Source organism: Tolumonas lignilytica, assembly GCF_000527035.1.
Lineage (GTDB): Bacteria > Pseudomonadota > Gammaproteobacteria > Enterobacterales > Aeromonadaceae > Tolumonas > Tolumonas lignilytica.
On record NZ_AZUK01000007.1, the window covers coordinates 1 to 10,928 of the forward strand.

General features: G+C 38.7%; 13 protein-coding genes. 2 read left to right on the forward strand and 11 right to left on the reverse strand.

The features are described from left to right. Nucleotides 1-68 precede the first annotated feature (68 nt). The 3 genes from H027_RS0117165 to H027_RS0117175 all read right to left on the reverse strand — a co-directional run bounded on the left by H027_RS0117165 (nt 69) and on the right by H027_RS0117175 (nt 1,262). On the reverse strand, nt 69-332 hold the full coding sequence (locus H027_RS0117165; RefSeq protein ID WP_024873584.1) for a Txe/YoeB family addiction module toxin: 264 nt from the start codon (nt 330-332) through the stop codon (nt 69-71). Beyond that, entirely contained in the window at nt 325-579 is a 255-nt protein-coding gene (locus tag H027_RS0117170; RefSeq protein WP_024873585.1) for a type II toxin-antitoxin system Phd/YefM family antitoxin, read from the reverse strand. Before H027_RS0117170 ends, H027_RS0117165 begins: the two co-directional genes overlap by 8 nt. Before the next feature lie 140 nt (nt 580-719). Further along, on the reverse strand, nt 720-1,262 hold the full coding sequence (locus tag H027_RS0117175; protein ID WP_024873583.1) for a cysteine hydrolase family protein: 543 nt from the start codon (nt 1,260-1,262) through the stop codon (nt 720-722). Between the two features lie 1,512 nt (nt 1,263-2,774). On the opposite strand from H027_RS0117175, the gene H027_RS0117180 reads away from it, so the two are divergent. After that, entirely contained in the window at nt 2,775-3,743 is a 969-nt protein-coding gene (locus tag H027_RS0117180; protein WP_024870569.1) for an IS30 family transposase, read from the forward strand. A 25-nt stretch (nt 3,744-3,768) separates the two neighbouring features. On the opposite strand, the gene H027_RS0117185 is transcribed toward H027_RS0117180, so the two are convergent. The 7 genes from H027_RS0117185 to H027_RS0117215 form a co-directional block, all read right to left on the reverse strand. Further along, nucleotides 3,769-4,527, reverse strand: coding sequence for a DUF2971 domain-containing protein (locus tag H027_RS0117185; protein ID WP_024873628.1), 759 nt, complete (start codon nt 4,525-4,527; stop codon nt 3,769-3,771). Between the two features lie 87 nt (nt 4,528-4,614). Continuing rightward, nucleotides 4,615-5,556, reverse strand: a complete 942-nt coding sequence (locus tag H027_RS0117190) for a hypothetical protein (RefSeq protein ID WP_024873629.1) — start codon at nt 5,554-5,556, stop codon at nt 4,615-4,617. A 475-nt stretch (nt 5,557-6,031) separates the two neighbouring features. Beyond that, nucleotides 6,032-6,286 carry a hypothetical protein gene (locus tag H027_RS0117195; protein ID WP_024873630.1) on the reverse strand — a complete coding sequence of 85 codons (255 nt, stop codon included), beginning with the start codon at nt 6,284-6,286 and terminating at the stop codon, nt 6,032-6,034. Nucleotides 6,287-6,375: 89 nt separating this feature from the next. Then, on the reverse strand, nt 6,376-6,594 hold the full coding sequence (locus tag H027_RS0117200; protein WP_202593513.1) for a hypothetical protein: 219 nt from the start codon (nt 6,592-6,594) through the stop codon (nt 6,376-6,378). A gap of 578 nt (nt 6,595-7,172) precedes the next feature. Then, entirely contained in the window at nt 7,173-7,757 is a 585-nt protein-coding gene (locus H027_RS0117205) for a hypothetical protein (protein ID WP_024873576.1), read from the reverse strand. Between the two features lie 93 nt (nt 7,758-7,850). Further along, the gene (locus H027_RS0117210) at nt 7,851-8,294 is read right to left on the reverse strand and encodes a toll/interleukin-1 receptor domain-containing protein (protein ID WP_024873632.1); all 444 of its coding nucleotides are present in this window, start codon (nt 8,292-8,294) and stop codon (nt 7,851-7,853) included. Between the two features lie 27 nt (nt 8,295-8,321). Further along, nucleotides 8,322-8,816, reverse strand: coding sequence for a hypothetical protein (locus H027_RS0117215; RefSeq protein WP_024873633.1), 495 nt, complete (start codon nt 8,814-8,816; stop codon nt 8,322-8,324). A 786-nt stretch (nt 8,817-9,602) separates the two neighbouring features. Between H027_RS0117215 and H027_RS0117220 the strand changes: the two genes are divergently transcribed. Then, nucleotides 9,603-9,911, forward strand: coding sequence for a copper-binding protein (locus H027_RS0117220; RefSeq protein WP_024873571.1), 309 nt, complete (start codon nt 9,603-9,605; stop codon nt 9,909-9,911). Nucleotides 9,912-10,729: 818 nt separating this feature from the next. On the opposite strand, the gene H027_RS19210 is transcribed toward H027_RS0117220, so the two are convergent. Next, nucleotides 10,730-10,928, reverse strand: a 199-nt coding sequence (locus H027_RS19210; RefSeq protein ID WP_237657998.1) for a hypothetical protein, incomplete at its 5' end; no start/stop codon positions are given.

The following is a 10,928-nucleotide window of genomic DNA, read 5'->3' on the forward strand; positions in this document are numbered from 1 at the left end:
GTTTTATGCGGTGGCACGTAGTGCCATCCGACATTAAAATTTTGTTATCTATCGTTTAATTTCAGCCTTTATTCATAGTGATAACGACAGGAAATGATCGTGAAACGGTTATCTTCTACTGCATAAACAAGGCGATTTGTGTCATCAATACGGCGAGACCAAAAACCTGATAGATTCATTTTTAAAGGTTCTGGTTTTCCAATACCTTCAAATGGAGATCGTTTGATATCTTCGATAATTTTATTGATGCGTTTTAGCGTTTTTTTGTCTTGGTTTTGCCAATAAAGATAATCATCCCAAGCTTCGTCAGTCCAAGTCAGTAATCTACTCATCAATCAGATCTCGCTCTTGAGTCTGATTATTACGGTATTGCGCGATTGATTTTGCCAAATGAGCAGCATTAGCTGGCGATTTTAATAGATGAACGGTTTCCATGAGGCTGTTGTAATAATCAAGTGACATCACTACAGCATCTTCAGCATCTCGACGAGTGATAATGGTGCAGTCGGCATCATTAACCACTTGATCTAAGACTGATTTAAGATTGTTGCGTGCTTCTGTAAATGAAACGACTTGCATAAAGACTCCGTTAACTGTGCAACTTATGGTACAAGTATAGCTCAGTCAACGAAATGTACAATTGGTTGTACAACTAAAACTTTCAAAAGATAGATAACTTCGACTTGTGGGGCGCGTTAGCGTCCCACACCAAGTTTTTGTTAACTAGCAAATTCGACTAGTTCAGATTGCTCAGTTTTAATTGTCACGCCGAAACTTTTAATATTTGGCAATGTAGCATTATGATGTTGAATGATGAATTCAGCAGGTGCGTGTTGTTTATCATGTGTTGTATGAGTATCACTCACTAACGTGATTTCAAAACCCTTTGCCGCTGCACTTCGAATCGTTGTATCTACACAAAATTCAGTTGCGTAGCCACAGACTACCAATTCAGAAACAGTTTGGTTTGTTAAAATTTGAAGCAAGTCGGTTTTTAAAAAAGAGTCAGGCGTGGTTTTGCGAACATAAAAATCTGATTCAGCCTGATTCAAATTATTAGGCAATTCCCAGCCATCACTCTGAAATTTCAGAATTTCATGGTTTGGTGTTTCATGTTGTATCCATATGACAGGCGCATTAGACGCTCGTGCCTTATCAGCAAGTTTATTGATATTAGAAATCACTTCATCAGATTTGTAAGGCGATGGTTTTGGTTCAAATAAGCCAACTTGGACGTCAATAATTAATAATGCTTTTGTCATTTGAATATGTGCTCAGAGTTGTAATTGCTAGTTAACTTTTAATTAAACGGCGGCACGTAGTGCCGTCCAGTGAGCAAAGCGAACGTGTTTGAATTAGTTGTTAGGTATGAACAAAGAAAAACATATTCATCATCAACAACAAAACTGGCTAAGTGGGACCGCGGACTTTCAATTTTCACCGCACCAGCTTTAAACAACCGCTCAGAATTACTCGCCGAGAATATCGCATCAGCGAAATTTGCTGAATTCTCAAATTAGCTCATTTAATGAGCATGCAGTGGTGGCTAAAAACACTGTGCCCCGATGATGAGCCGCTTAGGCGTTACACACTGACAGTGTTGATGGTTGCCGACACGTAACCAGCGCAGGCTGTGAGCTTGTCGAATCAACGTGAATTCATGTGTTGCGCGAGGCAACCTACTCGCAGGTAGTGAGCCGTAAAAATCACTGGCCATCTGCACAGCCGCTTTAGGGCTAAAATTCACCGCCACCAATAAAGCCGTTTTTATTACCTAACTTCTAACTTGTGGGGCGCGAAAGCGTCCCACACTAAGTTTTTGTTAACTGGTCGTTGAGTTGAAATTGTTTAAGGCACGACGGCATTTTGCGAACCACCGTTGTTGTCGATAAACATTTCTATATTCGGCCAGAACTTGAATTCATGAACGGGCTTACTATTTTCACGACTCAAAAAGTGCGCTGATTTTGAATTTACCCACTGAACTTGCTTTCGCTGAAACTGAATTAAACGCAAATTTTGCTGTGCCCAGAAGTGCAGGGAGCGGCGTTGAAATTTTCGACAAACTATCTATGCCAGCGGAAAACAAAACACGCAACTAACGAAACCAGTTAACTATAAGTTAAACGGCGGCACACAGTGCCGTCCAGTGAGCAAAGCGAACGTGTTTAAACGCCTTGTTAGGTAGGAGAATAAAGGAAATATCTTTTATTCATCACCACTGGACTGGCTAATTGGTACACAGACTTCAATGCTGCCACAGCGCTCGCTTTAAACCACCGCTCGGAATTACCCGCCGACAGGTTTGAAACTGCCGGTTTATTTTGTGTTTCACTGACATTATTCAGGAAACAGGGAGTGGTTACCTTAAACAACAGAGCCCAGATGATGAGCCGCTCCAGGCGTACACACCGACTGACTTGAAGGTTGCCGAAGACATAACCAGTGCAAGATAGAATTCCACACAGGCAGTGAGATCATGAGTTATGCAAGGCAACCACATCACTGGAAGTGAGCCGCAAATAACACGGAACCTCATACCAGCCGCTTTAAGGCTCGAATTTACCGCAAAAAAATTAAGAAAATTAATTACCTAACTTCAAGTTAACGGGCTGGGCGTAGCGAAGCGGAGACCAGTCCAGTGAGCAACGCGAACGGCGTTGAACGCCTTGTTATGCAGGGCGGATTCAATTACGAAGTGCGACAACTTTAAACATAAAAACAGCGAGATGTGATACTCAGGATTTTTACTCCCGCCAAGAAGTGAAAAGCCAATGAAATACACACATCTCACTGAGAATGAAAGATATATGTTGTCAGCCTTGAGAAAGCAAGGACTGACTGTCGCATCCATCGCCAAAGCCTTAGGTCGTCACCGAAGTACGGTCTACCGGGAAGTGGAACGAAACTCCCGATGGTGCAATTATGACCAGCTTTATAGTTACCAACCAGCGCGAGCCCAGCAAAAAGTCAGGGTAAGAACAAAGAAAGCCCGAAGGAACAAACGGTATGATCACATGGACTTTCTGCTGGTTGATGCCTTACTGAAATTGCATTGGAGTCCAGAACAGATCGTTGGCTATTTTCGTTACAAAGGCTATCCGGTGATGAGCCATGAAACGATTTACCAGCATGTCTGGGCTGATAAAAATGAAGGCGGCAATCTTTGGCAATACCTGAGACAGTCGCCGAAAATTAGACGTAAACGCTATCGAAGCAAAGACAGCCGAGGGCGAGTAGCAGCCAAACGGCATATCAGCGAACGCCCTACACTAGTGAACGAACGAGAAGAGTTCGGACACTGGGAAATCGATACAGTCATTGGACACGGCAGTAAACATTGCCTAGTCACGATGGTAGAAAGACAAAGCCGCTATACCCTCATAGGCCAACTGGATGATCGGACAACAGAAAGCCTGAACAGACGAGTCGGTTGGCTGATCAAAGAAACGGGCCTACCATTTAAAACCATCACAGCCGACAACGGCACTGAATTTAACCAATATCAGCAGTTAGAACGTAGCCACGGTTGTGACTTTTACTTTGCGACGCCGTATCATTCGTGGGAGCGAGGAACCAACGAAAACACCAATGGTCTGATCAGACAATACATCCCCAAAAAGCAAAGCATGGCGTTGTTAGGTCAACGGCATTGCAGCGACATAGCCAGAAGATTAAACACGAGACCAAGGAAAGTGCTTGGATTTAAAACCCCGGAGGAATTTATCCGTGAGTATCGTTAAGCTATGTCGCACTTCAAACTTGAAGCTACGGTGTGATGTACAGTTCAGAATTAATAATCTTGCATTTCTTGAAATTAACTCTGAATGGAATATTTTCTGCAACATATGTAACAACGTTAACAGGGCAGCGAACACCAAAAATTATGGATTTAATCCAAGTAGAATCAGCTTTGGTGACACTAATTTTGTTATCTTTAAAAGTAACTAGCTGTTTCATTTCGTGACTAAGTTTAACTCTATACTCATTTTCATAAGACCAATAATCCAGTTTTGTTCGTAGAGCTGCCCAGAGGTCATCCCCCATTTTTTCTTGACTAATAAGGCCCATATTTGACCGAGTAATGTCTAATAAATCGATGCTCGCAATTTGTTCAGAATAAATGACTTTATCGGCATTCATTTTATCCGCATCCCACTCGATACAAAAACCATGATGGCTATTCGCGTAATGCGACCACATCAGATTGTTAAGTGGATTTGTGGTTAAACAGTAAAAATAGTAAGAATCAATTAAGGTATTTGTTTGTTGTTTTAATTTTTGAAAAAAATCAGTGTTTCCAGGAGTAAAGGAATCAAATACTTCTCTTTGTGATTTTGAAAGTGAGCCGCGAAATTTTCTTAATCTTTCTCTGCGTGGAATGATAAAGTTAACTTTTGAATCGAATAGATCGTTAAAATTTTGTCTAGCAGAAAACACAACGGTGGCTTCAAATAAATTTTGAATTGATTTATTTTTAGCTGGAGGAACTGAAGGATCGATACTTTGATATTTATATAAATTCATATTTAAAGAAATTCAGTTACCAATATAACTTTTACTTGTGGGGTTGCGAAGCAATCCCACACCAAGTTTTTGTTAGGTTTATGCCCATTAGTTACTCTTGCTAAATGATTCTATTACATTGAATCCTTTTTTAAGACACCCCTGAATTTCGTTATTTAATATATCTTCAACTTTCATGTCTAATGATAACTTTTCACTAAGTTGGTTCTTTCTTAAGACTGATTGTTTGAATTCGGGGGTGATTTCAACAAGTTGATTTTTTGCTTTATATTCTCTTTTAATATTTTCAATTTCTTCTTCTGTTGTTGAGATGGAGGATTTTTCTGATTTTTTTAAATTTGTTATGTAATTCTGACTGATTGATGTGAAGTCTGGCTTTTTACAGGTTAAGGTTGATTTATTTTTTAATATAAACTGTTGTAGTTTTGTATAATAGGATGATGGGATTTTAGGTTTTCTATTCTCAAGTTTTGATGCATATTGGGTGGCATTCAATAGTAGTTGCACATTATCGGGCCACTGTTTATCTGCGTTTTCAATTCTCTGTGTTAGTTCTAAATTTGAGTTGCTTTTGTAATAATTAGGAAGAAAATCTTCTTCATAAATAAACATCACATCAAGAGCCATTAATTCAGAACGAGTAGAATCAAGTGATTTAGATTGAGATGCGTAATCTTTTTGGATATTTTCTAATTTCAAAGATAAAGCATCTGACTGTGATTTTAATTCGAGATTTGTATTCTGTATATCAATGTTTGATTTTTTTAGAATAGTGATTTTATCGGTCAATGATTTTTGCTGAGATTGAAGTTCATCTGTTTTAACTAGAAGGTTTTTCTTTTCAATTGTAAGTTTATTCGTTTCGTTGGTTATTTTTTCTCTTTCTAGTTGTAGCTTTGAGTTTTCCTCTTGTAACTGTTGATTTTGAAAAACAGGAACAACGGTATAAAAATAACCAAACAAACCAAGTATGAGCATACCGATTTGTGAGAAATTTGCTGCTGATTCTAAATGTTTTTTAAGATCCATATTATCTCGATTAGTAAACCTAACTATTACTTATGGGGCAGCACGCAGTGCTGTCCGCCATTAAGTTTTTGTTATGTGTAGGCCGCTGGAATAAACCATTTAATATTTTTTTGATATTCTGTTTAAATCTGTGCTCTTTTCTGACTTTACTCTGATCAATGAATCAAGAACATATTGTTCATTTACCGTTATCAAAAATACTACCCAATGCCATGTATTAGATGATTCTCGATAGTTAATTACAAAAATTGCTATCTTAGGTAGAGATGACCAATTTTTGAAAATGCGACGACGCTCGCCTACATTAATCGAATAAATTAACCCTAATTTTTTAAGATCTGAAGCAGTTGTATAGTATCGGTCTGCTTTGAAATTTAATATTTTGAGCGCAGTTTTTCTGACTGTTTTATAATATTTACCATACAAGCTAAACCACAACCAATGGCATCTTCTTGAATAATTCTAAGCATATTTTTTAGTTATCAATAGTTCGAAGCCCATCATATGGTTCAAAAGTGATAGAGAGACCTTTTAGATCAGATGTTTCACCTCGTACAAATTCAAAACTTGCACCAGGTTGAATGGTCTGATGAACAGCCCAACCGCCAGAAAATTCAATTTTGACGTTGATTACCAACGGAATCCCAGAAAAGTTGATACTTCCTTTTTGACCAACTTTCAGGTTTTCAATATGGTTTATTATTGTTCTTTCTAAATCAGATTCTTTCAACTTAATTCTCCTTACGCATAACGTCTTTAACAACGACGCGCAATATAATATTCGCGTCGACTGCCAAAAATTGTTATGTATTTTTATGCTTAAAACCATTTTATTATCCAATTTGATTCTTCGAAATAGCAGGCCAGTTCTTCTTCGTTGGCTACCCAATCATCAAATGCCTCTGAGTCTGAATTGTTGAAGTCTTTACTGATGAGAATAAGAAAACCACCAGTATTTTCAGAGTCATCAACGATCTTTACTTGATAACCAATATCATCGCCCGCTTCGATCAAACCAACGTTTCCGATCTCAATCACCATTACTCCTTGACACATAACTATAAGTTAAACGGCGGCACATAGTGCCGTCCAGTGAGCAAAGCGAACGTGTTTAAACGCCTTGTTAGGTAGGAGAATAAAGGAAATATCTTTTATTCATCACCACTGCACTGGCTAATTGGTACACGGACTTCAATGTTGCCACTGTGCCTGCTTTAAACCACCGCTCGGAATTACTCGCCGACAGGTTTGAAACTGCCTGCTGGTTTTATGTTTTACTGAAATTAATCAGGAAACGGGCAGTGGTCGTTTCAAACCAAAACGCCCTGATGATGAGCCGCTTCAGGCGTACACACCGACGGACTTGAAGGTTGCCGAAGACATAACCAGTGCAAGATAGAATTCAACACTGGAAGTGAGATCATGCGTTATGCAAGGCAACCACTTCACCGGAAGTGAGCCGTTAATAACACTGAACCCTCATACCAGCCGCTTTAAGGCTCGAGTTTTCCGTAAAAAATTAAGAAAATTAATTACCTAACTTCGAATTGTGCGGTGGCTGAAAGCCATCCGACACTAATTTTTTGTTAGGCGATGTATATTGTTATTTTTTGATGTTAGTTTAGCTTTTTACTAGAAATCGGAAAGGAATTCATTTGTAAGGCTTTGACTTGTTGAATTTTTTCTTCAGCCTCTCTGGTGTTCATTGCTTCCTCTTCCACAAGCCATCTAAATTTTTCTATTTCGTTTTCAAATGTGTTATCTGGGTTTATTTCTCTATGCCACTCAAGAAGTTGAGCCTTTTTTCTTTTATTTATTTCATTAATTATCTGATTATGATATTTATCTTGGATAATAGGAATAATGCCATTTTCTGTTCGAAAAACAGAGTATTTTGTTTTTGATAAGTATGCCAAGAGGATGCAAGTAATACCGCTAAGTATCCAGATTCCTTGACCTGATGCTGGTGCGTTATAATAAAGTGCATTGCCCAGGTTATATATTCCAGCTATCGTCCATACGTAACCTACATTTTTAAGCCATTCATGTTGCTCAATACGAATTGAGCATTTTTTGGGGAAGTAGGCATAATTTATATTTTTATCGCCAGAGCCTGACTGAGTGTCATATGATAAATTAAAATAATCATCATATAATGTAAATGTATATTTATTTCCTTTCTTTTTTTGTTCGAATTTCATTTTATTTCTCTTTTTTTATCAAGGACTATTTTCGCCTAACTTTTACTTAAATGGCGGCATGCAATGCCGTCCAGTTTCAAGTTTTTGTTAGGTTTATTTTTGTAATCTATCAACTACACTCATAATTTTCATGGCTGCATCTAATGTAGCTTCATCTTGATTAGGCCAAGTTGATATGGGTTTGCCATCTTTAGGGACACCTTGATATTTTCCGAAAGGGGAGGCTTGCCATGCACATGGTCTTAATATCACGGGTATAACTATGGAAAGTCCTGCATCATGTCTTTTGATGGCTTCTTGTCCTTCAACTTCATAACAATATTTAGATTCGATAAAATCGGGGCTCAGGAAAAGTAATATAATATCAGATGTGTTCATCCGTGAATCAATTTCACTTTTCCAAGCTGAGCCTGGGGGTATCATTCTATCATGCCATTTTAAAATCCTTTTTTCACGTTCAAAGACAATAAGTTGTTGTCGAACGGAGTTCATTAATACTTCATCTGCATGAGAATATGAAAAGAATATTTCTATCATGTGTTTATCAACTTGTAAAAATAATGGCTATAAAAGCCATTTTGATTTATGCCATTTACCAGTTACATCGTAACAGTAATTATTGGGATGATTTACTTGGATTTCTTCAGCACTAATTGACTCTAACAATCTAACTCGTGCATTTTTTAATTTTAATAGTTTTTCTTCTGAGTTTTTGACTAAGGATGTTGATCTATAAAGTGAGAAATGAATCACTTCAATTTTAGGGTTTTGTTCATTAACTAATGCAGCAAAAGCTCTGAGACATAATTCACCATATTTTTTTCCGATTTGACGAGAGTTAAGAGCAAAGTGATCAATAGACAATATATTCTCATGAATACTCATGAGTTCAAAAGTACATAGTGATACATCGTTTATATAGCCATAACAATTTTCAGGTGCATTAGTTAAGGGGTAGTCGATCTTATCTCTGCGTCTGAAACTAATTCCTAAATATTCTTTTCTTAGCTGGATTTCTGCTTTGTCTTTATTAAAAATATTTTTGATAGAAGAAAACATATGATAAACCTAACTATAAGTTAAACGGCGGCACACAGTGCCGTCCAGTGAGCAAAGCGAACGTGTTTAAACGCCTTGTTAGGTAGGAGAATAAAGGAAATATCATTTATTCATCACCACTGGACTGGCTAATTGGTACACAGACTTCAATGCTGCCACTGCACCTGCTTTAAACCACCGCTCGGAATTACACGCCGACAGATTTGAAACTACCGGTTTACGTTGTGTTTCACTGCGATGATTCAGGAAACAAGGAATGGTCGCCTCAAACTATGTGCCCGGATGATGAGCCGCTTCAGGCGTACACACCGACGGACTTGAAGGTTGCCGAAGACATAACCAGTGCAAAATTGAATTTCACACTGGAAGTGAGATCATGAGTTATGCAAGGCAATCACTTCACCGGAAGTGAGCTGTAAACAACACTGAACCCACATACCCACCGCTTTAAGGCTCGAATTTTCCGAAAAAAATTAAGAAAATTAATTACCTAACTATTACTTATGGGGCAGCACGCAGTGCTGTCCGCCATTAAGTTTTTGTTAATTGGTTGGAATGAACACCAAAGGTGATTCAACCTCTTCTGTGACTTGTTAGTTCAGCCAGATAAAACGCCACCACAACGATTGTTCCATTTCTTGATATAGTCAATTCACGAAAGCGTGGTTTATCTACTCACTGTGTAGTCGTATTCTTTGCTCAACGAAACGTGATGCGTTTCACAAAAACAAAAAGACGAACACGGCCAAGCCGGTTCAACAAATGACTATCTGTGGAGTAAAGAACATGAAAAATACCTTCGTACGTTTTGCTGCTGTTGCTGCATTATCACTGGCTGCACTGTCATCTCAGGCTGCGGTAGACACTTATAAAGCACACGGTTCAGTATTGGCTGTCAATGCAGCAGACCAGACCGTAACTGTAAAACAAGATGCGGTTACGGAACTGGGCTGGCCAGCACGTACCGTCACTTACAATGCCGACGGTAGCAATGTGCTGAAAGGGGTGACTGTGGGTCAGACCGTCGATGTCCAATTTACCTCATCCAATGCTTTCAATGCAGATGCACACTTTGTAACGCCAGTTTCTCAATAATGAGACAGTAACAATCATAATGTCCAAGGGGTTATAAAACATAACTCCTTTTGTTTTTCTAAATTCTGCCTTCTCAGAGTGAAAAGTGAGTGTGCCATTTTCGTTTTAACGCCTCGATATTTGTTTAATTAATCGAGCGTACAGCAACACTGATTTTCAACTCCACGTTCCCCCAGTAATGGAGGCTTTTTGACAGAACAAACCAGCAAACCAAACCTAAATTAAATCCATTCGTATAGTTACAACCGAAAATCTTAAGCAACCAATTAACTATAAGTTAAACGGCGGCACGCAGTGCCGTCCAGTGAGCAAAGCGAACGTGTTTAAACGCCTTGTTAGGTAGGAGAATAAAGGAAATATCTTTTATTCATCACCACTGTACTGGCTAATTGGTACACAGACTTCAATGCTGCCACTGCGCCCGCTTCAAACCACCGCTCGGAATTATCCGCCGACAGGTTTGAAACTGCTCGCTGGTTTTATTTTTCACTGAAAGTATTCAGGAAACGGGCAGTGGTCGTTTCAAACCAAAACGCCCGGATGATGAGCCGCTCCAGGCGTACACATCGACGGGCTTGAAGGTTGCCGAAGACATAACCAGTGCAAGATAGAATTCCACACTGGAAGTGAGATCATGAGTTATGTAAGGCAACCACTTCACTGGAAGTGAGCCGTAAACAACACGGAACCCTCATACACACCGCTTTAAGGCTCGAATTTTCCGAAAAAAATTTAGAAAATTAATTACCTAACTTTTAGTTAAACGGCGGCACGTAGTGCCGTCCAGTGAGCGAATGCGAACGGGTTTGAACTTTTTGTTATGCTCTATTATCTGATGGTGCAGACACGCTACCATCATCGTGTAGGTAATATATATTATTCTCAACAATATCTTCTATAACGGCTTTTGCTGTTGTTGGCAGAGAAATAGTACTTTCTATTGTTGGTAATTGTACTTTAGTCAATCTAAATGAGAGAGAACTAATTTTTAGTAAACCTACCGTTTCAAAGTTGAAA